The organism is Agrobacterium sp. 22094 (assembly GCF_052046015.1).
Taxonomy (GTDB): domain Bacteria; phylum Pseudomonadota; class Alphaproteobacteria; order Rhizobiales; family Rhizobiaceae; genus Agrobacterium; species Agrobacterium cavarae.
This window is the reverse complement of record NZ_JBQEPX010000004.1, coordinates 23257-49619: the sequence shown is the minus strand read 5'-3', so window position 1 is coordinate 49619 and position 26363 is coordinate 23257. Positions and strand designations below refer to the sequence as shown.

Below are 26363 nucleotides of genomic sequence, written 5' to 3'. Positions count from 1 at the left end.
GTCCCGCTTGATCCTCCTTTTGGTCGTGCTGTTCAGCGCACTGACGCATGCCGGCGCAGGATTGGCTCAGGAGAACGCAGATTTTGATCGCTCCCCCACCGGCTATAGGGGACTGGAAGTCTGGCTGCAGTCCTCGGGTATCCAGGTTGCGCGCACTGACCCGTCGACCAACTCGCCAGTCTCGCGCGCCTCGCTCCGCATCGTGCCGCTGCCTTGGTCTAGAGCCGGTCGAATAATAGGCGATGGCGACAGAAGTACGCATTCAGCGGTCTTCGGCGACAAACCGAGCATCACCCCAACCCTGATCGTATTACCAAAATGGCGAGCCGATCGTCTTGAGCAGGGCGTTGCGCGTGAAGACGCTCTGATACCGTCATCCGACATCGACGAAGCCCTCGCCCGGATCGGTATCCCCAATCTTCACATCAAAAGGACGGGACCGCGTTTCAGGCAGGCGCAACAATCCATTCTAAGACACCGTGTCGAGACGATTAGGATCTATCAAGCGCAGGTCTTTTCCCGCGACCAAACCCCTTCGAACTGCGAGGAAATGGCTGGGCTTCAAGCGGGCCCGCTGCTGCTAAAATGTACTTTCGACTTTGAGTTCTATGTTCTTTCTGATCCCGATCTCCTCAATAATCATGGGCTGGCGCTCGGCGAAAATGCCGATTTTGCCATCTCCATGATCGACGAGTTGCGCGGCCTTTTCGGCAGGCGCCCCGTCTATCTTGCGACAGCTGACGCGGTTGCGTCCAGCGCCGCTGATCCCGATCGTTTTCTTGCACTTCACTTATGGTTCATCTGGGGTGCCATCTTCCTCGTGGCTGCTGTCTGTTTCTGGCGCGGCGCGGTCCGCTTCGGCAAACCGTTGACGAACGAGGCGACATCCGATCTGTCAAAAGCTGCGGCCACAGAAGCGACCGCGCGGCTTTTGCGCCTGTCCGGCAATGACGGAAGCATGACCGCGCAATTTGTTCACAACCTGCTAGCCGACAAAGCCGGGCTCTTGTTTGGACCCCATGCAGCCAACGATGCCGGTATCGAACGAATGTTTCGCCATCTTGCCTTGCGCGACCGTTCCAGTGCCGAGGCTTTAGAAGCGATATCGAAAGAGCTTATGAACCGCGGCAAATCCATGACCCAGCCCGATCTGCATCGGCATCTTGAAACATTTAAAAAACGACTAGGGAGCATCAAGCTTGAATCTAGATGAGTTTCGCAATCTGGTTGTCGCGATACGCGGCGAGATCGCCAAGACCGTGCAGGGGCAGGACGCCCTCATCGATATGATCCTGATCTCGATCTTTGCGCGCGGACATTGCCTTCTCGAAGGACCACCCGGCACCGCCAAGACCTTGCTCGCGCGTTCGGTCTCGGCCGTCATGGACCTGCAGTACCGGCGCATTCAATTCACGCCGGACCTGATGCCGAGCGATGTTCTGGGCGTGAACCTCTTCAACTTCCAGACCAGTCAGTTCCATCTGACCAAAGGCCCGGTCTTCACCAACATCCTGCTTGCCGATGAAATCAACCGAGCGCCTCCAAAGACCCAATCCGCCCTTTTGCAGGCCATGAATGAGCGCATGGTGACGATCGACGGCACCGATTACCCACTCGGCCTGGACTTCTTCGTGCTCGCCACGCAGAACCCCATCGAGCAGCATGGCACCTACCCCCTGCCGGAAGCGCAGCTCGATCGCTTCCTCTTCAAACTCGTCATCGATTTTCCCAATCGCGAGACAGAAATCGCCATCCTGAAACGCCATGCGGGTCAACCGATCCAGACGAAACTGAACGAAGTGGGCATTCGGCCGCTCGTCACCAGCTCCATTCTTGCCGAGGGTCGGGCGCTGATCGACAGCATTCATCTCGATGACAGCATCCTCACCTATATCGTCGATCTCGTCCGGGCGACGCGCTCCGATCCGGAGATCCTTCAAGGCGCCTCCACACGCGCAGCCGACGCGCTATCGGCAGCGGTGCGCGTGCGGGCAGCTTTCGGGGGACGTCAATACGGCCTACCGGACGACGTTCAGGCACTGATAGTGCCAGCCTTGCGCCATCGCATCATCCTCTCTCCCGCAGCGGAAATCGATGGCCGGACGACCGAAGACGTGCTTCGCACCATCCTGAACGGTATGGATGCACCGCGATAAATGCGCCCCTCTTCTTCCCTCATTGCTCTCGTTCTGATCATGACCGCGCTGACGGTGCTGACGGCCGTGTGGTGGCCCGGCGTCGATATCGCGATCATGGGTCTTTGGGGCATCGTGGGAATAGCGGTCTTGCTCGATATTGCGCTCTCGGTCTGGTCGAAGCGGATCGAGATCGCCTTTGATCTGCCGAGCCGAGGTTTCGTCGGCCACAATGTGCAATTGTCGGTAGAGCTTTCGCCGCATCGCGGCGCCTTGCCCTTAAAGATGGAAGCCCGGCTTGATCTCGAGCCCGAGCTTGTGGCCCAGGACGTCACCACTTTCGATCACGAAGCCAACCGAAAAGCGACAACCACGTCGTCAATGGATATCCGCCTGACGCGCCGCGGGGTGTTCAAGGTCGAGACGATCTGGCTGAAATGGACTTCACGGCTAAAGCTGCTTGAAGTCGTTGTTCGCGCACCCATCGCCCGCAAGATCACCGTCGCGCCCGACATTTCGCCCGTGCTGTCCGGAGCGATCAACACACAGATCCTGCCGCTTGAGGCTGGCAGCAAAGACATGCGGCTAAGTGGACAGGGATCTGAGTTTCACCAGCTGCGCGAATTTGCGGTGGGCATGGACACGCGCAGCATCGATTGGAAGCGCTCCGCGCGCATGCGCAGCCTTGTCGTGCGGGATCTGACGGCCGAGCGCAATCAGCAAATCATTCTATGCGTCGATTCCGGGCGCCTGATGGCCGAAAAAATTGCCGGTATCGCAAAGCTCGACCGCGCCATCAATGCCGCACTGGCAACGTGTTGGGCAGCCGGACAGGCGGGTGATCTGGTCGGCTTCTACAATTTCGACAGCCGGCCCCGCCTGTTCCTACCCGCCACGCCTGGGCGTGCCGCTTTCACCAGGGTGCAATCAGCCTGTGCGACATCGCGCTACGAGGCGCATGAAACCAACCACACGCTCGGCCTTACCTATCTCGCCGGTCAATTGAAGCGGCGCTCGCTCATCGTCATCTTTTCCGACTTCGTGGACAGTACGACGGCCGAACTGATGGTAGAAACGATCCGCACCTTGGCGAAGCAGCATTTCATCGTCTACATCGCGCTGAGTGACTCCAGTATCAAGACGCTGATCGAACCCGACATCCTGACGCTGGACAGTGTCGCACGATCGGTTGCCGCCCGCCAGATTTCGCAGGAGCGACGAACCGTCCTGGAAACGCTTTCCCGTCTCGGCGTGATGTGCCTCGACAGCACGCCTGAAGCGCTCACATCCGATCTGATTGGCCGCTACATCGAAATCAAATCTCGCGAGATGCTATGACCGGGCCAAATGTCGACCTTAATGTAGCAATGCCGAGCGCGCCGACGCAGACACCGGCACCGTTGGACATGCTGCGCTCCGCCCGGTTTCGAGCCGAGCGGGAGGCACAATGGCGGGTGCTCGACCAACTTGTGACCAGGGTCGAAAAGCGCGGCGTGGCGACACTCAACTATGATGAGGTGCGCTCGCTCACCTCCGGCTACAGGCAGGCTATGAATTCGCTCAGCGTCGCGCGCGACATATCGCTGGACAAGGCGCTGATATCCTATCTCGAGAGCCTGTGCGCCCGAGCCTATCTCGTGGTCTATGCACCGCAGGAAAGCGTGAGTGGCCTGGTAAGCCGGCTGTTGATCCGTGGTATCCCGCAGGCCGTACGACGGTCCTACCTCCCCTTGTTCATCGGCTTTTTCGCAATGATCCTCGGGGCCGCAGTTGGGTACAAACTCTATCTCGACGATCACAGCTGGTTTTATGCGCTTGTGCCGGCCGATCTGGCGGGTGATCGCACGCCCTCCGCCTCGGCAGACCTGCTTCGATCGACGATCTATGGAAATGAGGGTCACGCCACTGACGAGTTGGCGGCCTTTATGGCTTACCTTTTTTCCCACAACACGACGATTGCCGTTTTGATTTTCACCCTTGGCATCTTCGCCGCCATTCCAAGCTTCGCACTGACCTTTTACAATGGCATGATACTGGGCGTATTTTTCGCCATGTTCTCCCAACACGGGCTGGGCTACGACGTGTTCGCCTGGCTTTCCATCCACGGCGTCACGGAACTTGCGGCAATTGCGATTGCTTGCGCGGGTGGCGCACGTCTCGGGCTCGCCGTCCTCCTGCCCGGCGCGTTGCGCCGCAGGGAGGCCTTGCGGCAACAGGCCTACGATGCCGTCAAGCTCGCCTTCCTTGCGGCCATCATGCTGATTGCTGCCGCTTTTCTGGAGGGTTTCTTGCGTCAGACCATTCAAGACCCATTGTGGCGGATCGCGATCGGGTGGGGTGTGGGGGCTCTGTGGGTGGCCTGGCTGACCTTGTCGGGCCGCGACAGGACGCCATCGAAAGAGACCGAGCGATGAGCCTGATCTTTCGCGACGGTAAGCGCGTAGAAGAACTGATGCCGCCGGAAGGCGTTGCGCTCCACCTTGACATCGCGTCTGTCGCATCGCGGCTCGGCGCGCAGTTCATCGACTTCGTGATGACCTTCGTCATCGCGCTTGGCTGCATCATTGTGCTTTCGCTGAGTGGCGCATTGGAGGAGAGCGCCAGAGCAACCGCGATTACGCTTTTGGGATTCCTGTTGCGGACGCCCTATTACATTTTGTCAGAACTGATCTGGAATGGTCGCACGCTGGGAAAACGGATCGCCGGCATCCGCGTCGTGAATGTCGAAGGCCGCCGCCTGACGCCGCATCAGATTGCCACACGAAATCTCATGAAGGAGGTGGAGATATTCACGCCTTTAGGCCTGATATTTTCAGAATCACCGGTCTGGCTGACATGGACAACCCTCTTCTGGCTCGTCATCGTGGTGGCCGTCACTTTATCCAGCAATCGGCGGCAACGGCTCGGCGATCTCATGGCTGGGACCCTCGTCATTGAAAATCCCCGCTCAGTCCTCCTGCCCGATCTTGCAGCCGCCACATCCACCATCAAGGCGACCCAGGCGGGGTTCGAGTTCAGACCGGAACAGCTGGATATTTACGGAAGCTATGAGTTGCAGACCCTGGAAGGCCTGCTCAGAGATCCAAACACGCGTCTTCGCGACAAGCAGGCCATTGAGATCGCCCAAGCGATCATCAAAAAGATCGGTTACCCCGAAGCTGTGACGCCAGGCAAGGAACTGGAGTTTTTAAATGCCTTCTACATCGCGCAGCGCGAGCATCTTGAAACGTTGCGGCTCTTCGGCAAACGCCGCGAGAACAAGTTTCACAACGCCGGCAAGGACACCACCAGCCCGTGAGATCTCAGTGCGTCTCTGACCACGCAACCGTAATCTGAGAGGACGTCGCGTCAAAAAAACGAGGCACTCTCAGGATTCTTTTGCGGTGCAACTTTGCCCGGAACTTTTAAGTTCGTCTTGCGTTGAGGTCGAATATTCAGCTTATTTTTAGAGGCATATCGTGGTTCAAGCTCAGCGCGCCGTTTCCGAGAACGAAGCGAAGCAAAACGGCGATCCGCAGGATCGCGAGCTTCAGACAAAAATCGACGGTCAACAACCAAAGCAGGAAGACAAGAAGCCATCGGTGATACGCCGACATCCCTACTGGGCGACGCTCATCATTGTTGGTCTGATTGGGCTCGGGATCGCTACCTACTTCGTCTGGCTCGTCTATTTCTATCCTTATGAGACGACGGATGACGCCTTTGTCGATGCGCGCAGTTTCGCGCTCGCGACGAAGGTCTCCGGTTATCTTGAAGATGTCGCCGTTACTGACAACGCCCACGTCGCGGCTGGCGCCGTAATCGCCAAAATAACTCCGCGCGATTATCAGATCGCCGTGGATCAGGCCGAGGCCCAGGTGGAAGCGGCCAAGGCATCGATTATCAATGCGACGGCACAGATCGATGTCGCGTCGGCTGCGATCGATGAAGCAAAGGCGCGCGAGGCCTCATCGGGCGCCGCTCTGCAGTTTGCGAAAGACGAAGCCAACCGACAGCGCCAATTGCAGCAGGGCGGCGCCGGCAGCCTGCAGACATCCCAGCAGGCAGAATCAAACCTGCGCCAGGCTCAGGCGGCATATGCGGAAGCCCAGGCTAACATCAGTTCGGCAATGAAGAACAAGGTAGCCGCAGAAGCACAGCGCACCAGCGCCGAGGCGAGCCTGAGGCAGGCAGAGGCCCAGAAGGAAAGCGCCGACCAGAACCTCGACTACACGACGCTAACCGCTGCGCAGCCTGGTCGCGTGGTAAAGATCAGTGGTGCGAAAGGACAATTCGTCCAGGCGGGCCAGGCCATCGCCATGTTCGTGCCGGACGAGATTTGGGTCACGGCCAATTTTAAGGAAACACAACTGGCCGATATGCGCCCCGGCCAGCCGGTGGAACTCACGATCGACGCCTATCCGGATCACCTTCTGCACGGCAAGGTCGACTCCGTGCAGCCGGGTTCAGGCACCGCCTTCTCGCTGCTCCCGGCAGAGAACGCCACTGGCAACTATGTGAAGGTCACCCAGCGCGTGCCGGTGAAGATCACGGTTGATAATTGGCCGAAGGATGTCTCCATCGGTCCGGGCATGTCAGTCGAACCCACCGTGACCGTTCGCCCCAGAGGCTAATCCAGACATCAGGATCGAGGACCGGATATGGCAACCGCGACAGCGACAGGCGGAACCGGCTCAATGGCGAGTGGCCGCAGCACCAATCCGTGGTTGGTGGCGGTCGTCGTGGCGCTCGCCGTGTTTATGGAGGTGCTCGACACCACCATCGCCAACGTCGCTCTGCGCTATATTTCCGGCGGATTGGCTGTAAGTTCCGACGAGGCGTCCTGGGTGGTGACCACCTATCTCGTCTCCAACGCCATAGCGCTAATCGCTTCGAGCTTCATTGCCCAGCGTTATGGCCGCAAGCGATTTTACCTCGTTTGCCTTGCCATGTTCACGGTTGCCTCCGTCATGTGCGGGCTGGCATGGGATCTGCCATCGCTTCTCGTTTTTCGCATGATCCAGGGCTTTGCCGGCGGCGGCATGGTGCCAGTTTCGCAATCGATCCTCACCGACGCTTTTCCTCCGGCAAAACGCGGCCAGGCTTTTGCGATTTTCGGCATCGCCGTGGTGGTCGCACCCGTCGTCGGACCCACACTTGGCGGCTGGCTTTCCGACAATCTCTCCTGGCATTGGTGTTTCCTGATCAACGGCCCCGTCGGCATTTTTGCCTTCCTGCTCGTCTATTTCCTGGTCAACGATTCCGAAGACCAGAAGAAAAAGCGCGAAGAGATGCGCCAACGCGGCATTCGGTTCGATATTATCGGTTTCGTGCTGGTCGCGACGTTCCTCGGATCGCTGGAACTCATGCTCGATCGCGGCCAGATCGAGGATTGGTTCGACTCGACCTTTATCATCGTCACAGCGGTCATCTGCTTTGCCGCACTGGCGGCCTCAATTCCCTGGCTGCTGACGGCGAAGAACCCGGTGCTCGACGTGCGACTGATTGCAACGCGACAGTTCGGCTCGTGCATGATCGTGATGCTGGCAATCGGCGCCATCCTCATCGCCACCACCCAGTTCGTGCCGCAGGTGCTGCAGGAAAATTATGGCTATACCGCCACATGGGCGGGCCTGGCGCTATCCCCAGGCGGTCTGGTGACCATGTTCATGATGTTCATGGCAGGCCAGTTGACCTCTCGTATCCAGCCCAAATATCTGATCGCCGTTGGCGCAACGATGGTTGCACTGTCCATGTACGACCTGACGCGCCTCAGCCCCGATGCGGATTTCACCTTCTTCGTATGGTCGCGGTGCATTCTCGGTCTCGGCCTGCCGCTTATCTTTATCCCGATAACCGCCGCCTCATACGACGGTCTGCGACCGGACCAGACTGACCAGGCGTCCGCCCTGATCAACGCAGCCCGCAACACCGGCGGCTCGATCGGCGTCTCCATCGCCTCCAACGTACTGGCTCACCGAGAGCAGTGGCACCAGAGCAGATTGGTCGAACACGTCAATCCCGCGGATCCGGCCTATCATCAAACCATTCAGAACCTGCAGGGCTTCTTCGCGGAGCGTGGCTCCTCTGTGGTGGACGCACAAAACCAGGCCATGGCGCTCATCGGCCAGCAGGTCGGCGCTCAGGCGAGCTACCTTGCCTATATCGACGTGTTTTTTGTCCTGGCGGTGATTTCCATACTCGCGGTGCCGCTGGCATTGATCCTGCGCAACGTCGATACGAAGGCTGGCGGTGGCGGAATGCATTGAGCGTCTCTGCTACAAGCTTCGTCAAAGATTTTAGTGCCGCTCGCCAATAAGCCACTCTGTCAGCTTACCCACCGCCACGTCTTTGCTCTTGGGTCGCATCAACCAGTAGCCGCGGTTCGGTGCGTCGAGGCTCGGACCCGCAGTTACCAGCACACCTGCCTCTAGCAGAGGATCGATCAATCCCGCCCAGCCGAGCGCGAAACCCTGTTCGCAGATGCTTGCCTGCACGACCATCGCGTAGTTGTTGAAGCTGATGTCGCCGCCGCAGTGTTCGGGTGTTCGGTCCACGCCGAGTTGAGTGAGGTAGTCGGCCCAGTCGTACCAGTGCGTCTGAGAATTGTTTTCGAGATGAATGAGCTTACGTCTGGAGAACTCTGCGATGCTCGCAGGTGCGGATCTATCCGCCAGCATAGCGGGCGAGCACACCGGAGTTACCTTCTCAGAAAGCAGCAGGACTGCTCCCTCGCCTGCATCCTGCTTTACCCCGAAGATGATCATCACGTCGCTGTCATGCTTACCTTGCCCCAGCGGATCCTGTGTCGCGACGATCTGGATATTGATATCAGGATTGAGGACACGAAAGCCGTGCATGCGCGGGATCAACCACAGTGACGAAAACGCATAGTCCGTATGCAGGCGGATCGTCTGACGCTCGTCCGTTTTACGCAGTTGGCCCGCCACAAGATCGATAGCGTCGACACTGCGCGATGCGACCTCGAAGAGCCGCTGCCCTTCTGCGGTGAGTTCTATCCCACGATGTTTGCGGCGGATCAGGGCAACACCAAGTTCATCCTCGAGCCTGCGGATCTGGTAGCTGACAGCTGGCTGGGTCAGCTTGAGCGATGCAGCCGCTGCCGTCAGGCTGCCACGACGAGCCACCTCGGTGAAAATGCGCATCCAGCCAAGATCGAGCGGTCGCTCTGACATTAAAATTCCTTATGCCAACTATCGAAAAATACCTGCTTTACAGGCAAAAACAATGCTGCGTTCAATAAACGAAACTAATAAAGGGGAACCACAATGAAAATCGATTATCGCCTGCATCGCATAGCCGCTGGTCTGTTTTTATCGGTGGCAGCCTTCTCAACTCCACTTCAAGCGGCCGATGATGCGGCCTGCAAGACGGTCCGCCTCAGCGATCCGGGTTGGACCGATATCACCGCGACGAATGGTGTCGCGTCCGTTTTGCTCGACGCGCTTGGCTATGAGGCGGACGTGAAAACCCTGTCGGTTCCGATCGGCTATCAGGCAATGAAAAACGGCGAGATCGACGTCTTCCTTGGCAACTGGATGCCAGCGCAGAAATCCTTCGTCGACGACCTGAAAGCCGCCAAGGCAGCCGAGGTGATGACGAAAAATCTTGAAGGCGCCAAGTTCACGCTGGCGGTGCCAGCCTATATGGCGGAGAAAGGCGTGAAGGATTTCGCCGATCTCTCCAAGCATGCGGACGAGTTCGAAAGCAAGATCTACGGCATCGAGCCGGGCGCGCCTGCGAACCAGAACATTCAGAAAATCATCGATGCCAACGACTTCGGCCTCAAAGGCTGGCAATTGGTGGAATCCGGCGAGCAGGCCATGCTGGCGCAGGTGGAGCGGGCAGGTCGCGACAAGAAGGCGGTGGTCTTCCTCGCCTGGGCTCCGCATCCGATGAACAAGAAGATCGACATCACCTATCTTTCCGGCGGCGACGCCTATTTCGGTCCCAATTTCGGCGGCGCGGAAGTCTACACGCTGGCGCGCACCGGCTGGCCTCAGCAGTGCCCGAACGCGGCGAAGCTGTTCAAAAACCTGACGTTCAACATCGACATGGAAAACAGCCTGATGGGCTCGATTCTGGGTGGCGAGGACTCCAAAGCGGCGGCCACGGCTTGGCTGAAGGCAAACCCGAAATCAATTGACGGCTGGCTGCAAGGGGTGACGACATTGGGCGGCAAACCGGGTGATGCCGCCGTCAAGGCAAAGCTTGGGCTCTGAAGCCGGAAATTTCGACATGGCCCGTCCCAATATCCTGATCCTGATGGCCGACCAGTTCAACGGGACGTTTTTCCCCGACGGACCTGCGGATTTCCTGCACGCGCCCCATCTCAAAGCATTGGCAGAGCGGTCCGTCCGCTTTGCCAATACCTACACGGCAAGCCCGCTTTGCGCGCCGGCCCGTGCCTCCTTCATGTCCGGTCAATTGCCCACTCGAACAAGGGTTTATGACAACGCGGCCGAATTCGCATCCGACATACCGACCTATGCCCATCATCTGCGGGCGGCAGGCTATTACACGGGCCTTTCAGGAAAAATGCACTTCGTCGGGCCCGACCAACTGCACGGCTTTGAGGAACGCCTGACGACGGATATCTATCCGGCGGATTTCGGCTGGACGCCTGATTACACCAAGCCCGGCGAACGTATCGACTGGTGGTATCACAATCTCGGTTCCGTCACCGGCGCGGGTGTTGCCGAGATCACCAATCAGATGGAGTATGACGACGAGGTTGCCTATAACGCCATGCGCAAACTCTATGATCTGTCGCGCCGCCTCGATGAACGGCCATGGTGCCTGACGGTCAGCTTCACCCATCCGCACGATCCTTACGTGGCCCGAAGGAAGTTTTGGGACCTCTACGAGGAGTGCCCGGCACTCGATCCGCGGTCGGAAGCGATCGCCTTTGAGGATCAGGACTCGCATTCGAAACGCCTGTTGGAAGCGTGCAATCACAAGGCGTTCGACATTACACCGGAGCAAATCAGGCGCGCACGACGCGGCTACTTCGCCAACATCTCCTACATCGACGAGAAGATCGGCGAGATCCTGCAAGTCCTGAAAGCCACCCGGATGGAGGAGGACACCATCATCCTGTTTTTGTCCGACCATGGCGATATGCTCGGCGAACGCGGGCTGTGGTTCAAGATGTGCTTCTTCGAAGGCTCCGCGCGCGTGCCGTTGATGATCGCGGCGCCCGGTTGGATGCCTGCAAGGATCGACGCACCTGTCTCGACCCTCGATGTGACACCGACGCTGTGCGGATTGGCCGGGCTCGACATCACTTCGTTGAAGCGCTGGACGGATGGTGAGGACTTGGCATCCCTGGCCGCAGGGGGTGGCACACGTGGCCCCGTGCCGATGGAATATGCGGCCGAAGGCTCGATTACACCGCTCGTCGCTCTTCGTGACGGGCGCTACAAGCTTTCGGTCTGCGACGCTGATCCACCACTGCTTTACGATCTGGAGACAGACCCCGAGGAACGTACCAATCTTGCCGGCGATCCGGCCTTTCGCGACGTGCTTTCGGCGCTATCAGCAGAGATCGACCGACGCTGGAAACTGCCCGTCTTCGACGAGGCAGTCCGCGAAAGCCAGGCAAGGCGCTGGGTGGTCTACAAGGCGCTGCGCAACGGCGCCTATTATCCTTGGGACTACCAGCCTTTGCAAAAAGCGTCGGAGCGATACATGCGCAATCACATGGACCTCAACGTGCTTGAGGAAAACCAGCGCTATCCACGCGGAGAGTAAGAAAACGCCCAGCCGTCAATCTTACCCAGAGGAGCCGGCAGGCTTGCTGCCATCAGCCGGTCTTCCCATCATCGGCTGACCTGGCGGCCCTTAGAAGCGCAATAATCGCCGAGAAATCCTGGTGGGCATGGCCTGATGCAACGAAAGCCTCATAGAGTTTTAGGGCATGCGCACCCAGCGGAGTCATCGCCATGGAGTCCGTTGCGGCCTGGTTTGCCAGGCGCAGGTCCTTGAGCATCAACGCGCTCGCAAATCCGGGGGCATAATCACGGTTCGCCGGCGAGGTCGGAACGGGACCGGGCACCGGGCAGTAGGTGTTGACCGACCAGCATTGACCGGATGAGGTGGATATCACATCAAAGAGTGCCTGATGTTCCAGACCGAGTTTCTCTCCAAGCACGAAGGCTTCAGCCGCGCCAATCATCGAAATGCCAAGCAGCATATTGTTGCAGAGCTTCGCCGCCTGACCCGCACCTGCAGCGCCACAAGGGATGATGCGTCCAGCCATCGGTTCCAGAACTGGACGCGCAGCCTCGATTGCAGCAGCGTCTCCACCCAGCATGAAGCTTAGCGTTCCGGCTTCGGCACCGCCCGTTCCACCAGAAACCGGCGCGTCGATCGTCAGGCATTCCGGCAGCAATCCATGCGCGGCCCGAGCACCTTCCACATCGATCGTCGAACTGTCGATCACGAGCGTTCCGGGTGAGAGAATGCCGACAAGCTGCCTCCAGACATCCAGCACCAGTTCGCCATTCGGAAGCATGGTGATGACGGCATCCGCGCCGCCGACCGCCCCACCGATGGTTTCAACCACTCGGACGCCTCGCTCCGTTGCGTTTTTGCGCGCAGCCTCAGCGACATCGAAGCCGGTAACGGTGTAACCCGCCTTGACCAGATTACCGGCCATCGGCGCACCCATGTTGCCGAGACCGATAAAGGCGATCGACTGGACCATATCTATTCTCCTTGCCTCAAAGATCGTCCGCAGTTGCTGTCGAAAACAGCGAAGGGAGTGGCTTGATGGCGGAAACGAGCCCCTCTTGATCGACCTCTCCCAGTTGTGCGGGAGACCAGATGGGATTGCGATCCTTGTCGATGACGGCCGCTCGCACGCCCTCATAGAAATCATGGCCATTGAGGATCAATGCGTCGGTAGCGTATTCCCGATCAAAGCAGGTTTCCAGTGAAGCTGAGCTCTGCGCTGCACGCAGCAAATGCAAGGTCAAGACCAGGCTTGTAGGGGATTTCGCCTTGAGCAGTGCCAGGGTGCTTTTCGCGAAGTCTGACCCGTTCGCCTGCAGTGCGGCAAAAATTTCCTCCATGTCGCCTGAAGCGAACACGCTGTCGATCAGAACAGCATTATCTTTCAGCATCGAAACACCGCGGTCGACAGCATGCGCCTTGATCGCGCTTTCCACCGTCTGTCCCGATGCGATATCAGCCAAAAGAGCCGGGAGGGCTTCGGACGGGACCATGGCGTCGGCAAGACCGGCAGCAATCGTATCTGCAGCGCCGATCGTCGCGCCGGTAAGACCGATCCAGAAGCCGAAGTGTTGCGGCGCGCGCGACAGTGCCCAGGTGCCGCCGACATCGGGGAAATAGCCGATACCGGTTTCCGGCATCGCAAACCGCGTTTTCTCCGTGACGATGCGATGGCTGCCATGAACCGACAAGCCAACGCCACCGCCCATGCAGATGCCGTCCATAACGGCCAGCCAGGGCTTGCGCAGGTGGCTGATCCGGGCGTTCAGGCGATACTCCTCAGCCCAGAACGCGAGAGCCTCTTGCGGTGCGGTTCGACCCACTTGCCAAATCATCTTGATGTCGCCGCCCGCGCACAGGGCCCGTCCCTCCCCGGTCAGGGCGATCGCGCGAACCGCGGGATTGCTCTCCAGTGCGTCGATGCCGTCTGAGATCTTACGGACCATATCGAGGTTGAGGCTGTTGAGCGCTTCCGGTCGGTTGAGATGGATGCGCCCCAACGCGCCTTCCAGACTGACGACAACCGTCTCATCGGATGTGATGCCCGTTGGGGTCATTCCGGACATGCTATTGCTCCCTTTGAAAATTGGCTTTGCGCTTCTCGACGAATGCGGCCATGCCTTCGCGCTGATCAGGCGTACCGAACAGGCGATGAAACATGGCGCGCTCGTAAAGAATGCCCTCATGCAGCGATAGCTCTTCGGCCTTCATCACGGTCTCTCTTGCAAGACGCACCGCAGAACGCGAATAGTCCGCTATCTGTGCCGCAGCCGCCATGGCAGTCGGCACCACATCGGCGTCGGGGACGACGCGCGCAATGAGACCAGCACGCAGGGCCTCGTTCGCACCCATCATGCGTCCGGTCAAATGCAGATCCATCGACAACGCCCGTCCGATCTGCTTCGTCATGCGCTGTGTTCCACCCATGCCTGCAATGACGCCGAGCTTGATTTCGGGTTGGCCGAACTTCGCGCTTTCGCCCGCGATGGCAAAATCGCACATCATCATCAACTCACATCCGCCACCCAACGCATAACCGTTTACCGCGGCAATCTTCGGCAACCGACTACCCGTGAAGCGATCCCAGATCGCAAAGAAATCCTCCTCGATCATCTGCTGTGCGCTCTTGTCAGCCATTTCGGCGATGTCTGCCCCAGCCGCGAACGCTTTGTCCGAGCCGGTGACGACCAGCGCCCCGATGTCCTTGTTGCATTCGAGTTCTTCAACTGCGCAAACCATGTCGCGTGCAAGCTGCGAATTCAACGCATTGAGCTGCGCCGGACGATTGAGCCTGATCAGGGCAACACGGCCCTCCCGGCTGATCTCGATACATTCTGACATAGCGCTCTCCCTGTTCATGCAGGCGTACCGATCTCAGAGGCTCTTAGAGCTGTCTTGCGATGACCAGCCGCTGCACCTCGCTGGTGCCTTCGTAAATCTGGCAAATACGCACATCTCGGTAAATCCTCTCGACAGGATAGTCTGCAAGATAGCCGTAACCGCCATGCACTTGGATTGCGGCGGAACAGACTTTCTCTGCCATTTCCGACGCAAACAATTTGGCCATGGAGGCTTCCGTCAGGCATGGCCGTCCGGCGTCCCGCAGGCTGGCCGCGTGCAGCACGAGCTGGCGCGCCGCCTCGATCTGCGTTGCCATGTCCGCCAGGCTGAAGCCCACAGCCTGATGCTCGATGATTGGTTTGCCAAAACTCTGGCGCTCCTTGGCATAGGCCGTCGCCGCTTCAAACGCCGCACGCGCCATGCCGACCGCCTGCGCCGCAATCCCAATGCGCCCACCCTCAAGATTGGCGAGCGCAATCCGATAGCCATCGCCCTCGCCACCCAAACGGTTTTCGACCGGGACACGCATTCCATCGAATGCCAGCGCACAGGTATCGGAACCATGGAGGCCCATCTTGTGCTCGACGGAAACGACATTGTAGCCCGGTGTGTCGGTCGGCACGATGAAGGCAGATATGCCCTTCTTGCCGGCCTCCGGATCGGTGACCGCGAACACGATGATGACGTTGCCGTTTTTGCCGGAAGTGATGAATTGTTTCGAACCGTCGATAACGTAATGATCGCCATCAAGCCGCGCGCGGCTGCGCAATGCGGATGCATCTGATCCGGCATGCGCCTCCGTCAGGGCGAAGCCGCCGATCCACTCGCCGGATGCCATTTTCCGAAGAAAGCGAGACTTCTGCTCCTCCGTGCCAAAACGTAAGATCGGCACGCAGCCGACGGAGGAATGAACAGACAGGATCGTCGAGCATGCTCCATCTGCCGCGGCAATTTCTTCCAATGCCAGCGCATAGGCGACCGTTCCGGCTTGCGAGCCGCCATAATCTTCCGTCACGAGCATGCCGAGAAATCCAAGTTCTCCCATCTCCGTCAACTCTTGGCGGGGAAAGGCATGATCGCGATCCCGTGCGGCAGCGCCAGGGGCCAGTCGATTGACGGCAAACTCGCGTGCCGTCTCGCGGATCTGTTCCTGTACGTCGTCGAGCAACATCAGCTCATCCTCTCGATTGCGATGGCGGTGGCCTCCCCTCCGCCAATGCAGACGGATGCCATGCCGCGATCGAGCCGCTTATCCTCCAGTGCTGCAAGCAGTGTAACGATAACCCGCGCACCAGAGGCGCCGATGGGATGGCCGAGCGCGCAGGCGCCACCGTTGATGTTGACCTTATCGTGAGGCAGATCGAGGTCGCGCATGGCGGCCATGGCCACCACTGCGAATGCCTCGTTGATCTCGAACAGATCGACACCGGACAACGCCCAGCCAGTCCGCTCGGAGAGCCGACGCAGCGCGCCGATGGGAGCGGTTGCAAAGAGCGAAGGCTCGTTGGCGTAGCTGGCGTGACCGACAATGCGCGCCCTTGGCGCCAGACCACGCCGCTCGGCTTCAGATGCTCGCATCAGGACGAGCGCTGCTGCGCCATCCGAAATGGACGAGGCATTGGCGGCGGTGACGGTACCGCCTTCCCGAAATGCTGGGCGAAGCTTCGGTATCTTCTCCGGCTGCGCCTTTCCCGGCTGCTCATCGATCGAAACGCGTGTCTCAGTCTTTCCCGCCGAAACCAGCACCGGCGCAATCTCCGACACGAAACGGCCTTCGGTCGTTGCCCGCCTGGCGCGCTCCAACGACGCCAGTGCGTAGGCGTCCTGGGCGTCGCGCGTAAACTGGTAGGCCTCGGCACAATCCTCCGCGAACGTGCCCATCAGGCGACCTTTCTCATAGGCATCCTCCAAGCCGTCGAGAAACATGTGGTCGAGAACCTGTCCATGTCCCATGCGATGACCAGTGCGCGCCTTCGGCAAGAGATAAGGTGCATTCGACATGCTCTCCATGCCGCCGGCAACGACGACATCCGAAGAGCCCGCGTGAACGAGATCATGGGCCAGCATCACGGCCTTCATGCCGGACCCGCACATCTTGTTCAGGGTCGTAGCGCCAGCTGAAAGAGGCAGACCGGCGGCAATCGCCGCTTGCCGCGCAGGCGCCTGACCCTGCCCTGCGGAGAGCACGCAGCCCATGAGAATTTCCTGGACAGCATCCTTTGCCAATCCGGCGCGCGAAAGCGACGCTTCGATGGCGGTTGCGCCGAGTGTCGCGGCAGGAACGCCAGCAAAATCCCCCTGGAAACCACCCATGGGTGTTCTGGCGGAGCCGACGATCACAATTGGGTCATGTTCAGTCATCTGTGTTCTCCTGATGATTTTGCGTCACCGCGGCGGCATTCTCAGCGCGCCATCGAGACGGATGACTTCCCCGTTCAGCATCGGGTTTTCAACAATGTGGCGCACTAGTGCCGCATATTCCGAAGGTCGCCCAAGCCGTGGCGGAAAGGGAACGGAAGCGCCGAGAGCATCCTGAACGTCTTGCGGCATGCCAGCCATCATCGGCGTCTCGAATATCCCAGGTGCAATGGCCATGACCCTGATTGCATGACGAGCCAGTTCTCGAGCTGCAGGCAATGTCAGCGCTGCCACGCCGCCCTTGGACGCCGCGTATCCCGCCTGCCCGATCTGCCCCTCGAAGGCCGCAACCGAGGCTGTGTTGACGATGACGCCACGCTCACCGGTTTGACCGGGCTGTTGCTTGGCCATGGCATCGGCTGCAAGCCGCAGCATGTTGAACGTACCGACAAGGTTGATCGTGACCGTTCTGGCAAAGCTCTCCAGGCTGTGTGGCCCTTCGCGACCGATGATCTTCTCACCGGGCGCAACGCCCGCGCAATTGACGAGAACATCGATGTGGCCGAACGCGTCGATAGCCGTGCTGACTGCCCTCTCACCCTCCTGGGGGTTAGCCACGTCGGTGAGAACGAAACGGGTGACATCACCCAACTGAGCCGCCAGCGCTTCCCCGCGGTCGGCGTTAACATCCAGCAGTACCGCGCGCGCGCCTGCCTCTACCGCCATTGCAGCGACGGCAGCGCCGAGCCCGGAGCCAGCCCCGCTGATCAGGAAAACGCTGTTTTCAAGCTTCATGCCGAATGATCCTGCTTTTGATGTGCATTGATTTTTTCGATCTCCGCCCTGCGGAGCAAGAACCGCTGGATCTTGCCGCTTGGCGTCTTGGGCAGTTCAGAGACGAAATCCACCTGGCGCGGATAAGCGTGGGCAGACAATCGCCTCTTGACGTACTGCGCCAGTTCCTCGGCAAGCTCGGGCGTCGCCTCTACATTTTTGCCGAGCACGACGAACGCTTTGACGATTTCCGTCCGCTCTGGATCGGGCACCCCAATCACCGCTGCCTCGACCACGGCACTATGCTCGATCAAGGCGCTTTCGACATCGAAAGGCCCGATGCGGTACCCGGACGAGGTTATCAGATCGTCTTCACGGCCGATGAAGCTGATGGAGCCGTCGGCTTCCGCTTCCACCGTATCGCCTGTTCGATAGAAGCCACCGGAGATAGCCGGTGTGTCCTGTTGGAAATAACCCTTGAACCACATCAACGGAGAATTGGCGATGTCCACCGCAAGCACGCCCGGTTGATTGGGACCGAGTTCACGACCCTCATCGTCGAGCACGGCAACGCGATAGCCCGGCATGGCGAAACCCGCTGAACCGGGGCGTACGCCATGGTCCAGCCCGTGGTGATTGTTGACCACCATTCCCGTCTCGGTCTGCCCGTAATGATCGTAAATGGGTGCCGCCAAGTGTGTCTCAAACCAGCGGATGATCTCCGGGTTCAAGGGTTCGCCAGCGCTGCTGACCACGCGCAACTGCCCTCTCGCAACCGTTGCGGCTTCCTCGCCCGCCGCGATGAGGAGACGGAAGGCGGTTGGCGATCCCGCGAGGCTTGTCACTCCGAGCCGGTTGATGATGCTGTAGGTGCTCTCTGCGGTAAAACCGCCCTCGTACAATATCGTCGCGCACCCCAACATCAACGGCCCGGCAACGGCATAATACATGCCGTAGGCCCAGCCTGGATCGGCGATATTCCAGAAGACATCGTCCTCGCGCAGATCGATGGCGTAGCGCATATAGGCGGAGAAGGAGGCAAGGGCGCGCATCGAAACAGGAACGCCCTTGGGAAGCCCCGTCGTGCCGGACGTCGACATCATCATGAAAAGATCGTCGCCACGTCCGATCACAGGATCGAAAGTGGAACTGCAGGCTGCCAGCGCACCCCGAAAATCAATCGTGCCGTCTATACTCGGCTCCTCTTTATCCCGCACGATTGCGAGAAGAGGATGGTTCGTTATCTCGGAAAACTTCGAAGCGTTGGCCGGATTGGTCACCACCAGCCGGGCATTGCTCATCTTCAAACGGTGTTCGATCGCCTTCGGTCCGAAGGCCGTAAAGAGCGGCTGGTAGACGGCACCCATACGCCATGCGCCAAGGATAACCACGATCAAGTCGACGGTGCGCGGCAGCATGCCGGCGAGCACATCTCCTTTTCTCAGCCCTTGGGAAACGAAGAAATTCGCTGCGCGCGCCGACATATCGCGCAATTGCTCGAAAGTATATTCGCTGACCACACCCTTGGTCGAGACGCAGCGAAGCGCGATCCTGTCGCTGCCAACATGCCTGTCACAGCACTCCACGCAGGCGTTGATGGCAGTCTCGATATCCCCGGCTAATCGCCCGGTGGCCTCGCTTAGCTGAAACTCCGATGTCTCGGCAGCATAGCTGCGCTTCGTCTTATCGCCATGTGACTGCAGCACGGCATCCTCCTCCTTTATCGACCCGCCGCATGAAGCGTCTCCTCCGGGTAAAGGAAAAATCTAGCAAATCGAGACTTGCAAACAATGGCAGTCATGAACATCATGAATGATCGAAAATACAATGGTGGCATGTCAATGCTTGAGCGCCGCATGATCTCGTCAGGCTTCGTCGAAGATGCCCTCGACTGCTTGCGGCAGCGAAACATCGACCCCTCCCCCGCCCTGGCGCGGGCTAATATCTCACTCGACCACGCCGGCGATGTGTCGAATGAGCAATATGGCACGCTGTGGCTGGAGGTCGCGGCTCTGTGTCAGGACGAGTTTTTCGGCCTGGGCGCTCGGCCCATGCGGCCTGGCAGCTTCAAGCTCCTATGTCATGCTGTTTTGCATGCGGGGACGCTGGAGCATGCTCTCAAGCGCGCGCTGATGTTTCTCAACATCGTGCTTGATCACCCGACCGGTGAACTTAGCTACCAGGATGGGCAAGCGGAAATCGTTGTTGTGAGCGCTGATGCACCACGTCCGGCATTCGCCTATCGAACCTACTGGCTTATCCTGCTCGGTGTTTTGTGCTGGCTGATCGGGCGACGGATCCCGCTACGGCGTGTGGATTTCGCCTGCGCTGCCCCAGTGAACCGTCGTGACTATCTCCAGTTCTTCGGCGCGCCGGTGCATTTTGACACGTCGGTGACACGGCTCGTCTTCAATGCAAGCTACCTTGCGCTGCCGACGATCCGGGATGAAAAGTCGCTGAGGAGCTTCTTGCGCGGGGCGCCTGCCAATATCCTGCTGCGATATCGTCACGATCAGGGTCTGGCCACGAGATTGCGGACACGCTTTGAAATGTCGAGTACCGAGGACTGGCCCGACTTCGATACCTTCGCTCACGAGATGAAGCTGTCACCCGTAACTTTGCGACGAAGGCTGAAAAGCGAGGGGCAAAGCTTCCTCGCCATTCGTGACGATATTCGTTACAAGCGTGCGCGCGATCTGATGGGTCTTCAGACCTTGAGTGTGGCTGAGACTGCAGCTCGGCTGGGCTATGCAGAACCGAGCGCCTTCCACCGCGCCTTTATAAAGTGGTCCGGGATGACGCCCGCTGCTTTTCGAAAATCTGCATTGGAAGGCGCCAACGACGAGGTCAGCCAAGACGGGCGCACGACAGTCGATGACTAGATGGGAAGGACGTCTTCGTTCTTCACCACCTCGATGATCACAGAACTCTGCATCTCCCTGACACCGGGCAGACTGACGAGCTTGCTCTGCATCAAATGCTGATAATGCTCGATGTCGCGCACCACCACCCGCAGCAGAAAGTCGAAGTCTCCCAAGACAAGGAGCGCGATTTGAATCTCCGGGATGGCGCGCACTGCCCGCTTGAACGCCTCCAGCGCTTGCGGTTCATGCGCCTGTAGTTTGATCCTTACGATCACGAGCGTATCGAAGCCCAGACTTTTAGGATCGAGGATCGTCCTCTTACCCTTGATGACGCCGGCCTCTTCCAGCGCCGCAATCCGCCTTGAGCACGGAGACTGGGAAAGGCCCGCGCGTTCGGCGACTTCCGTGACCGTGAGATTGCCGTCCACCTGGATCGCCCGCAGGATTCTCAAATCTGTTTCATCGATTTTTGGCATGAAAAATCCTCAAAAACCAAAACACTTAGCTAATTCAGCCAATAGTGAAACCGAAGCGCAGCCAGAAAGCAAACGCCATCTCATGAATCCCCGTTAGGCTTGAACAATGGCTTAGGGAGGAAACGGCCATGCCTGACATCTCGACGACAACTGACGGCGAACATCCCGCTGTGCCTGCTCAGGACACAGCCAGGCGCAGCCGGCTTCAGTTCCCGCATCCACCTGCACGACCAGACCAGCCTGCGGATTTTTCGGCGATCGTCGTTCCGCCGGCGGGCATCTTGCCGGTGCCGCCGCTCGACATCGATGCCAAGGGGTGTCGCGACCTAGCTGTCGGCATGATCCGTATCCTTGACGAGAACCACACGCCTGTTGGCCCATGGGCCGACTATCTTGGCGAGGTTTCTGCCGACAGGCTGCGGCAGGGTTTGCGCGACATGCTCAAGATGCGCGCAATCGACAAGCGGATGCTCAACGCGCAACGACAGGGTAAGACGTCATTCTATGTGCAATGCACTGGCGAGGAAGCTATCGGATGCTGCTTCCAGCGAGCGCTTTCCCAAGGCGACATGAATTTTCCGACCTATCGCCAGCAGACGCTTCTTGTCGCGGCGGAGTACCCGCTGGAGCAACTGATGGGCCAGCTTTATTCCAATCCCCTGGATCCGCTGAAAGGTCGGCAATTGCCGGTCATGCACTCGGCCAAGGATTATGGCTTCTTCTCGATCTCAGGCAATCTTGGCACGCAATATGTTCAAGCCGTCGGTTGGGCTATGGCCGCAGCGCTGACCGGAACGGGCAAGATCGCCGCGGCGTGGATTGGCGATGGCGCTACCGCTTCCAACGACTTTCACAGCGCGCTGCTCACGGCCTCTGTCTATCTACCGCCCGTCGTCCTCAATGTCGTCAATAACCAATGGGCAATCTCCACCTTCACCGGCGTGGCTGCCGGCAAAAGCGAGACATATGCCGCCCGCGCACTGGGTTACGGCATTCCAGCACTTCGCGTCGATGGCAACGATTACCTGGCGGTGATGGCGGTCTCGCGTTGGGCAATCGAACGAGCGCGCCAGGGACATGGACCGGTCCTCATCGAGTGGTTCACCTACCGCGTGGGGGCCCATTCGACTTCCGATGATCCGAGCGCCTACCGCCCCCGCGACGAGGCGCGCGCCTGGCCTCTCGGAGACCCCGTCGACCGCCTGAAGACGTATCTGATATCGCGCGGCGACTGGTCGGAGGAGCGTCATGTGCAGGCGGAAGCCGAAATCCTGGATGAGGTGATTGCCGTCCAAAAGGCTGTCGAGGCGCACGGCACATTCGTCGATCCGCAGCCAATTTCCCCGTCCGAGATTTTCCTGAACGTCTACGCGGACATGCCGGAGCACCTGCGACGACAGCGCCAAGAAATGGGGTACTGACATGGCCCGCATGACGATGATCGAGGCGCTGAGGAGCGCCATGGATGTGAAATTGGCCGACGATCCCTCCGTCATCCTGTTCGGCGAGGATGTCGGCTATTTCGGTGGCGTGTTTCGCTGCACCTCCGGGCTTCAGGCTCGTTACGGCGAAGAGCGCGTGTTCGATACGCCGATCAACGAAAGTGCCATTGTCGGTCTTGCGGTGGGCATGGCGGCACAGGGAATTCGCCCCTGCGTCGAAATCCAGTTCGCCGACTACATGTATCCGGCCTACGACCAGATCACGCAGGAGGCCGCACGCCTGAGACACCGCTCAAACGGGCAATTCACCTGTCCGCTCGTGGTGCGGATGCCGACAGGCGGCGGTATTTTCGGTGGCCAGACTCATAGCCAAAGTCCGGAAGCCCTGTTCACCCACGTGGCAGGACTCAAAGTCGTCATCCCCTCAAATCCCTACGACGCCAAGGGCCTTTTGATCGCAGCCATCGAAGACCCGGATCCGGTGATTTTCCTGGAACCGAAGCGCATTTATAACGGCCCCTTTTCCGGTGATCCGCATGCCAAGTCGATATCTTGGGCGGCGCATCCGGCGGGCGAAGTGCCGGAAGATCACTACAGCGTTCCCCTCGGCAAGGCCGCTATTTGCAGGCACGGTTCGGATGTCACCGTGCTGGCCTATGGAACCATGGTCCATGTGGCGCAAGCCACCGTCGATCAGACCGGCATCGATGCGGAAATCATCGACCTGCGCACGCTTCTGCCACTCGATCTCGCCACCGTGCGTGCATCCGTCGAAAAGACCGGCCGCTGCGTCGTCATCCACGAAGCGACCCGGACCAGCGGCTTTGGCGCAGAACTGATCGCCGAAGTTCAGGAGGCCTGCTTCTGGCACCTGCGCGCGCCTGTGCTGCGCGTCGCCGGCTGGGATGCACCTTATCCGCATGCGCTGGAATGGGATTATTTTCCCGGTCCTGAGCGGATCGCGCGCGCGTTGAAACAGGTCATGGAGGCATAGATGACGATCAGCAGCATCAAGGTGCCGGATGTTGGCGAGGGCGTCGCGGAAGTCGAAATCGTCGTTTGGCACGTCAAGCCAGGCGACCTCGTCCGTGAGGACGATCTCCTCGCCGACGTGATGACGGACAAGGCAACGGTGGAAATTCCCAGCCTCTTTGCCGGAACGGTTGTCGATCTCGGCGGAGCAGTTGGCGAAACCTTGGCAGTGGGCGGCGTTCTTTGCCGGATAGAACACGCGGGCACGGGTGTTGAGCCCGAAGTCAGGAACGCCGCACATGCCGGAGAGAGCGTCGAAACCGCCTCGGAGCCGAGCCGCGTAGAGCCCAAGCAGGAACCCACGCCGGACATCTTAAAGCCCGCGAAAGCCGAACCGCCTACCGCCCAAAAAACTTCGGCCGCAATGCCAAGCGCCCCACGCCCGGAAGGCGACGCCCCACTCGCCTCGCCCGCGGTGCGCGATCGAGCCCGCCGCGCCGGCATCGATCTGCGGACAGTGCCGGGCAGCGGCCCTGCGGGCCGGATCACGGATGCCGACCTCGATGCCGTCTTTGCCGCACGCTCAACGCCGCCATCCTCTGCTTCCACGCGGCAGCGGAAGGAGGGCACGGAGCGCATTCCCGTGATCGGTCTTCGGCGCAAGATCGCCGACCGCATGGCTTTGGCCAATGCCCGCATTCCCCATATTACCGTGATCGAAGAGGTTGATGTCAGTGCGCTGGAGGATCTGCGCGCAACGATGAACGATGAGCGGGGCGAGCGACCGAAGCTGACCCTGCTTCCCTTCCTGGCCGCGGCGTTGAAGCGCGCCTTCATCGATCACCCGGAGATGAATGCGCATTTTCTCGACGATGAAGGCATCATCGAACGACACAACGCCATTCACCTCGGCATTGCGACGATGACGCCGAACGGGCTTGTCGTGCCGGTGCTGCGCAACGCAGAAACATATGGCCTTTTCGGCGCAGCAGGTGAAATCGCCCGACTGGCAGACGCTGCGCGCCAGGGAAAGGCGACGCGCGAGGAGCTGTCCGGCTCCACCTTCACGATCACCTCTCTGGGGCCGCTCGGCGCCCTCGCCACGACGCCGATCATCAACCATCCCGAAGTGGCAATCCTCGGGGTCAACAGAATGGCGGTCAGGCCGATGTGGGACGGCACGCAATTCGTGCCTCGGCGGATGATGAACATTTCGGCAAGCTTCGACCACCGGGTCATCGATGGCTGGAATGCCGCAACTTTCATCCAGCGGCTTCGTGCCTTGCTGCAGACGCCGGCGCTGATCTTCATGGAGGATGAGGCATGACAGCGAGAGCCTGCAAGGTGCTCATCATTGGCGGCGGGCCCGGCGGCTATGTTGCAGCCATCCGCGCCGGTCAACTGGGTCTCGATACGGTTCTCGTCGAGGAAGGTGCGGTTGGCGGTACATGCCTGAATGTCGGGTGCGTTCCCTCCAAGGCACTCATCCACACCGCTGAGGTGTTTTCCGACGCATGCGCGCTGGCAGTCGACAACCCGTTCGGTATCACTTCCGCCGCGCCTCAGATAGATCTCGCCCGCGCGGTCGCGTGGAAGGACGGGATCGTTTCGCGCCTCACGGGCGGCGTTGCGACACTCCTGCGCAAGGCGAGGGTCAATGTCTTGCAGGGACGCGCCCAGATCATGGACGGCAAGACCGTCGAGGTGACGGCAACGGACGGCACGGTCGAAACGCTCCGCTGCGAAAACCTCGTGATCGCTACAGGCGCGCGCGCCCAGACCATACCCACTCTGCCCTTCGGCGGCGACATCCTGTCCTCGACCGAGGTGCTGGCGCTCGAAACGGTACCGAAGCGCCTTTGCGTGGTGGGTGGCGGCTATATCGGGCTGGAAATCGGCACTGCCATGGCGAAGCTTGGCGCGCAGGTGACGATTGTCGAGGCGGCCCCGCAACTTCTGCCGCTTTATGACGGCGATCTCATCAAGCCTGTCGCCAGGCGGCTGGCTGCGCTCAATGTCCAAGTTCTCACCGAGGCACGCGCACAAAACTACGCCGACGGGCAGCTTGAAGTGATGATGGGAGAGACGCGCGAGCTCATTGCTGCAGACAAGGTTCTCGTCACGGTCGGTCGCGTACCGAACATCGACGGCTTCGGGCTGGAATCGCTCGGGCTCGACCGCAACGGACGATATCTCGCGATCGACGGACACTGCCGCACCTCGATGCGCGGCGTTTATGCGGTTGGCGATGTCACTGGCGAACCGATGCTCGCACATCGAGCGATGGCGCAGGGAGATCTTGTGGCGCGCGTCATTGCAGGAGAACCGGTCGTCTGGGACAAGCGTGCCATGCCGGCTGTTTGCTTTACCGATCCGGAGATCGTCGTCGTCGGTCAGTTGCCCACGCAGGCAGGCAATGCAGGTGTCGCAGTCTTTCCCTTCGCGGGCAATGGCCGCGCAATGACGCGGGACCGGGATGATGGCTTCGTCCGCATCGTTTTCACCCGGGAAAGCGGAGTGGTTCTGGGGATTCAGGCAGTTGGGGCTGGCGTCTCGGAAATGGCCGGACAGTTTGCGTTGGCGCTCGAAATGGGCGCGACACTCACCGATATTGCCGCGACCATCCAGGCCCATCCGACCCAGTCGGAAGCGGTACAGGAGGCGGCGCTGAAGGGGTTGGGCATGGCGCTGCACATCTCAGAGAGTAGTGGCCCAAGCATTGTGGGACAATCGGTGTGAGATGGTTTCCTATCCCGCACCTGATGT

23 protein-coding genes are annotated in these 26363 nt (G+C 59.7%); 14 read left to right on the top strand and 9 right to left on the bottom strand.

What is annotated here, in order from left to right:
• The first annotated feature begins 25 nt into the window (after positions 1 to 25).
• The 7 genes from ACTJK5_RS17315 to ACTJK5_RS17285 all read left to right on the top strand — a co-directional run bounded on the left by ACTJK5_RS17315 (position 26) and on the right by ACTJK5_RS17285 (position 8383).
• The gene (locus ACTJK5_RS17315) at positions 26 to 1213 is read left to right on the top strand and encodes a hypothetical protein (RefSeq protein WP_440612991.1); all 1188 of its coding nucleotides are present in this window, start codon (positions 26 to 28) and stop codon (positions 1211 to 1213) included.
• Positions 1200 to 2156, top strand: coding sequence for an AAA family ATPase (locus tag ACTJK5_RS17310; RefSeq protein ID WP_153312365.1), 957 nt, complete (start codon positions 1200 to 1202; stop codon positions 2154 to 2156). The genes ACTJK5_RS17315 and ACTJK5_RS17310 overlap by 14 nt, the downstream gene beginning before the upstream one ends.
• Positions 2157 to 3473, top strand: coding sequence for a DUF58 domain-containing protein (locus ACTJK5_RS17305; RefSeq protein ID WP_153312364.1), 1317 nt, complete (start codon positions 2157 to 2159; stop codon positions 3471 to 3473). It begins immediately after the preceding gene.
• A 29-nt stretch (positions 3474 to 3502) separates the two neighbouring features.
• Positions 3503 to 4549, top strand: a complete 1047-nt coding sequence (locus tag ACTJK5_RS17300; protein WP_153312469.1) for a stage II sporulation protein M — start codon at positions 3503 to 3505, stop codon at positions 4547 to 4549.
• A complete protein-coding gene (locus tag ACTJK5_RS17295) occupies positions 4546 to 5433 on the top strand; it encodes an RDD family protein (protein ID WP_153312363.1) in 888 nt (295 codons plus the stop codon). Before ACTJK5_RS17300 ends, ACTJK5_RS17295 begins: the two co-directional genes overlap by 4 nt.
• A 160-nt stretch (positions 5434 to 5593) precedes the next feature.
• Positions 5594 to 6748 (top strand): HlyD family secretion protein, encoded by a 1155-nt coding sequence (locus ACTJK5_RS17290; RefSeq protein WP_440612908.1) that lies wholly within the window; start codon positions 5594 to 5596, stop codon positions 6746 to 6748.
• A 27-nt stretch (positions 6749 to 6775) separates the two neighbouring features.
• A complete protein-coding gene (locus tag ACTJK5_RS17285; RefSeq protein ID WP_153312362.1) occupies positions 6776 to 8383 on the top strand; it encodes a DHA2 family efflux MFS transporter permease subunit in 1608 nt (535 codons plus the stop codon).
• A 30-nt stretch (positions 8384 to 8413) separates the two neighbouring features.
• Here the strand turns inward: ACTJK5_RS17285 and ACTJK5_RS17280 are convergent, their stop codons facing one another.
• Entirely contained in the window at positions 8414 to 9310 is an 897-nt protein-coding gene (locus ACTJK5_RS17280) for a choline sulfate utilization transcriptional regulator (protein ID WP_153312361.1), read from the bottom strand.
• Between the two features lie 93 nt (positions 9311 to 9403).
• Between ACTJK5_RS17280 and ACTJK5_RS17275 the strand changes: the two genes are divergently transcribed.
• Complete coding sequence (locus ACTJK5_RS17275) at positions 9404 to 10357, top strand: choline ABC transporter substrate-binding protein (RefSeq protein WP_153312360.1); 954 nt, start codon at positions 9404 to 9406, stop codon at positions 10355 to 10357.
• Positions 10358 to 10373: 16 nt separating this feature from the next.
• Positions 10374 to 11888, top strand: coding sequence for a choline-sulfatase (betC, locus tag ACTJK5_RS17270; RefSeq protein WP_153312359.1), 1515 nt, complete (start codon positions 10374 to 10376; stop codon positions 11886 to 11888).
• Between the two features lie 52 nt (positions 11889 to 11940).
• On the opposite strand, the gene mmsB is transcribed toward betC, so the two are convergent.
• The 7 genes from mmsB to ACTJK5_RS17235 are packed head-to-tail and all read right to left on the bottom strand — an operon-like array spanning position 11941 to position 19549.
• Complete coding sequence (gene mmsB, locus ACTJK5_RS17265) at positions 11941 to 12843, bottom strand: 3-hydroxyisobutyrate dehydrogenase (RefSeq protein ID WP_112956870.1); 903 nt, start codon at positions 12841 to 12843, stop codon at positions 11941 to 11943.
• Between the two features lie 16 nt (positions 12844 to 12859).
• Entirely contained in the window at positions 12860 to 13936 is a 1077-nt protein-coding gene (locus ACTJK5_RS17260; protein ID WP_440612907.1) for an enoyl-CoA hydratase/isomerase family protein, read from the bottom strand.
• A 1-nt stretch (position 13937) separates the two neighbouring features.
• Positions 13938 to 14711 (bottom strand): enoyl-CoA hydratase-related protein, encoded by a 774-nt coding sequence (locus tag ACTJK5_RS17255; RefSeq protein WP_112956871.1) that lies wholly within the window; start codon positions 14709 to 14711, stop codon positions 13938 to 13940.
• 43 nt (positions 14712 to 14754) lie between these two features.
• Complete coding sequence (locus ACTJK5_RS17250; RefSeq protein ID WP_440612906.1) at positions 14755 to 15882, bottom strand: acyl-CoA dehydrogenase family protein; 1128 nt, start codon at positions 15880 to 15882, stop codon at positions 14755 to 14757.
• Entirely contained in the window at positions 15882 to 17072 is a 1191-nt protein-coding gene (locus ACTJK5_RS17245) for an acetyl-CoA C-acyltransferase (RefSeq protein ID WP_440612905.1), read from the bottom strand. The genes ACTJK5_RS17250 and ACTJK5_RS17245 overlap by 1 nt, the downstream gene beginning before the upstream one ends.
• 24 nt (positions 17073 to 17096) lie before the next feature.
• On the bottom strand, positions 17097 to 17864 hold the full coding sequence (locus ACTJK5_RS17240) for an SDR family NAD(P)-dependent oxidoreductase (RefSeq protein WP_153312356.1): 768 nt from the start codon (positions 17862 to 17864) through the stop codon (positions 17097 to 17099).
• Positions 17861 to 19549, bottom strand: coding sequence for an acyl-CoA synthetase (locus ACTJK5_RS17235; RefSeq protein WP_440612904.1), 1689 nt, complete (start codon positions 19547 to 19549; stop codon positions 17861 to 17863). The genes ACTJK5_RS17240 and ACTJK5_RS17235 overlap by 4 nt, the downstream gene beginning before the upstream one ends.
• A gap of 93 nt (positions 19550 to 19642) precedes the next feature.
• Between ACTJK5_RS17235 and ACTJK5_RS17230 the strand changes: the two genes are divergently transcribed.
• Entirely contained in the window at positions 19643 to 20725 is a 1083-nt protein-coding gene (locus ACTJK5_RS17230) for an AraC family transcriptional regulator (RefSeq protein ID WP_236769744.1), read from the top strand.
• Here ACTJK5_RS17230 and ACTJK5_RS17225 read toward each other — a convergent pair.
• Positions 20722 to 21183 carry an Lrp/AsnC family transcriptional regulator gene (locus ACTJK5_RS17225; protein ID WP_062426673.1) on the bottom strand — a complete coding sequence of 154 codons (462 nt, stop codon included), beginning with the start codon at positions 21181 to 21183 and terminating at the stop codon, positions 20722 to 20724. The two genes, ACTJK5_RS17230 and ACTJK5_RS17225, sit on opposite strands and share 4 nt — an antisense overlap.
• 128 nt (positions 21184 to 21311) lie before the next feature.
• Between ACTJK5_RS17225 and ACTJK5_RS17220 the strand changes: the two genes are divergently transcribed.
• Genes ACTJK5_RS17220 through lpdA form a run of 4 tightly spaced genes read left to right on the top strand, consistent with a single transcriptional unit; the run spans position 21312 to position 26336 of the window.
• Positions 21312 to 22604, top strand: coding sequence for a thiamine pyrophosphate-dependent dehydrogenase E1 component subunit alpha (locus ACTJK5_RS17220; RefSeq protein WP_153312355.1), 1293 nt, complete (start codon positions 21312 to 21314; stop codon positions 22602 to 22604).
• Position 22605: 1 nt separating this feature from the next.
• Positions 22606 to 23619: an alpha-ketoacid dehydrogenase subunit beta gene (locus ACTJK5_RS17215; protein WP_153312354.1), complete on the top strand. Its 1014-nt coding sequence runs from the start codon at positions 22606 to 22608 to the stop codon at positions 23617 to 23619.
• On the top strand, positions 23620 to 24924 hold the full coding sequence (locus ACTJK5_RS17210) for a dihydrolipoamide acetyltransferase family protein (protein WP_153312353.1): 1305 nt from the start codon (positions 23620 to 23622) through the stop codon (positions 24922 to 24924).
• Positions 24921 to 26336, top strand: coding sequence for a dihydrolipoyl dehydrogenase (lpdA, locus tag ACTJK5_RS17205; RefSeq protein ID WP_153312352.1), 1416 nt, complete (start codon positions 24921 to 24923; stop codon positions 26334 to 26336). The genes ACTJK5_RS17210 and lpdA overlap by 4 nt, the downstream gene beginning before the upstream one ends.
• Positions 26337 to 26363: the final 27 nt, after the last annotated feature.

Coding starts and splice junctions, on each gene's coding strand:
- ACTJK5_RS17220 (WP_153312355.1), top strand. CDS start 21,312: ATGCCTGACATCTCGACGACAACTGACGGCGAACATCCCGCTGTGCCT.
- ACTJK5_RS17210 (WP_153312353.1), top strand. CDS start 23,620: ATGACGATCAGCAGCATCAAGGTGCCGGATGTTGGCGAGGGCGTCGCG.
- ACTJK5_RS17225 (WP_062426673.1), bottom strand. CDS start 21,183: ATGCCAAAAATCGATGAAACAGATTTGAGAATCCTGCGGGCGATCCAG.
- mmsB (WP_112956870.1), bottom strand. CDS start 12,843: ATGGTCCAGTCGATCGCCTTTATCGGTCTCGGCAACATGGGTGCGCCG.
- ACTJK5_RS17275 (WP_153312360.1), top strand. CDS start 9,404: ATGAAAATCGATTATCGCCTGCATCGCATAGCCGCTGGTCTGTTTTTA.
- ACTJK5_RS17300 (WP_153312469.1), top strand. CDS start 3,503: ATGCCGAGCGCGCCGACGCAGACACCGGCACCGTTGGACATGCTGCGC.
- ACTJK5_RS17245 (WP_440612905.1), bottom strand. CDS start 17,072: ATGACTGAACATGACCCAATTGTGATCGTCGGCTCCGCCAGAACACCC.
- lpdA (WP_153312352.1), top strand. CDS start 24,921: ATGACAGCGAGAGCCTGCAAGGTGCTCATCATTGGCGGCGGGCCCGGC.
- ACTJK5_RS17280 (WP_153312361.1), bottom strand. CDS start 9,310: ATGTCAGAGCGACCGCTCGATCTTGGCTGGATGCGCATTTTCACCGAG.
- ACTJK5_RS17260 (WP_440612907.1), bottom strand. CDS start 13,936: ATGTCCGGAATGACCCCAACGGGCATCACATCCGATGAGACGGTTGTC.
- ACTJK5_RS17295 (WP_153312363.1), top strand. CDS start 4,546: ATGAGCCTGATCTTTCGCGACGGTAAGCGCGTAGAAGAACTGATGCCG.
- ACTJK5_RS17250 (WP_440612906.1), bottom strand. CDS start 15,882: ATGTTGCTCGACGACGTACAGGAACAGATCCGCGAGACGGCACGCGAG.
- ACTJK5_RS17285 (WP_153312362.1), top strand. CDS start 6,776: ATGGCAACCGCGACAGCGACAGGCGGAACCGGCTCAATGGCGAGTGGC.
- ACTJK5_RS17230 (WP_236769744.1), top strand. CDS start 19,643: ATGAACATCATGAATGATCGAAAATACAATGGTGGCATGTCAATGCTT.
- betC (WP_153312359.1), top strand. CDS start 10,374: ATGGCCCGTCCCAATATCCTGATCCTGATGGCCGACCAGTTCAACGGG.
- ACTJK5_RS17240 (WP_153312356.1), bottom strand. CDS start 17,864: ATGAAGCTTGAAAACAGCGTTTTCCTGATCAGCGGGGCTGGCTCCGGG.
- ACTJK5_RS17255 (WP_112956871.1), bottom strand. CDS start 14,711: ATGTCAGAATGTATCGAGATCAGCCGGGAGGGCCGTGTTGCCCTGATC.
- ACTJK5_RS17305 (WP_153312364.1), top strand. CDS start 2,157: ATGCGCCCCTCTTCTTCCCTCATTGCTCTCGTTCTGATCATGACCGCG.
- ACTJK5_RS17215 (WP_153312354.1), top strand. CDS start 22,606: ATGGCCCGCATGACGATGATCGAGGCGCTGAGGAGCGCCATGGATGTG.